Source organism: Bacillus sp. BML-BC051 (assembly GCF_019656175.1).
GTDB lineage: Bacteria > Bacillota > Bacilli > Bacillales > Bacillaceae_G > Bacillus_A > Bacillus_A mobilis.
Genome location: NZ_BPLI01000145.1, coordinates 1 through 470, shown reverse-complemented (window position 1 = coordinate 470; position 470 = coordinate 1). Strand labels below are relative to the sequence as shown.

The 470-nt window shown below is 36.2% G+C and carries 1 pseudogene; it reads right to left on the bottom strand.

The features are described 5' to 3' along the window. Positions 1 to 470: pseudogene (locus tag K5S59_RS30430) on the bottom strand (HNH endonuclease signature motif containing protein); the annotation flags it as partial.

Here is a 470-nt window from a genome sequence, read left to right as displayed (position 1 = left end):
TTGCCTAACTGTTCCTCGTTGAGTTTTAATTTATTGAGGAATTGGTTTATGGTTTCTATATTGGTCGCGTGTATTAGTGTATGGACACTTGGCTTGATGATGGTAAGATTTTTGTAGCTGTCATCCCTTGTTTCACTCCATAATCGCTTATGGTGACAGTGGATGTCCCAAGGCGAGAGTTTCTCACCTGTTACACTGCATCTTCCTTTTTGTGCAATATAAAGAGAAATTCGATTATCATTGTATTCTATGGTTGCCTGTTAATTTATAACTGGGTTTTCTTTTGACAATTTCAGTTACGGTTCGTTTATTTCTGCCAAGTTTTTGTGTTTAAGGTCTCGTCCTTCTGTGGTGTATCTGTTAATAGACTGCTTTTTAATCATAGGTTTTTTGTGTTGAATATAGGATATTGGTAAAATAGGACATTTCCTGCGAAGTCTCCTCACTTTTGACTTTAGGTTTGGTTTAAT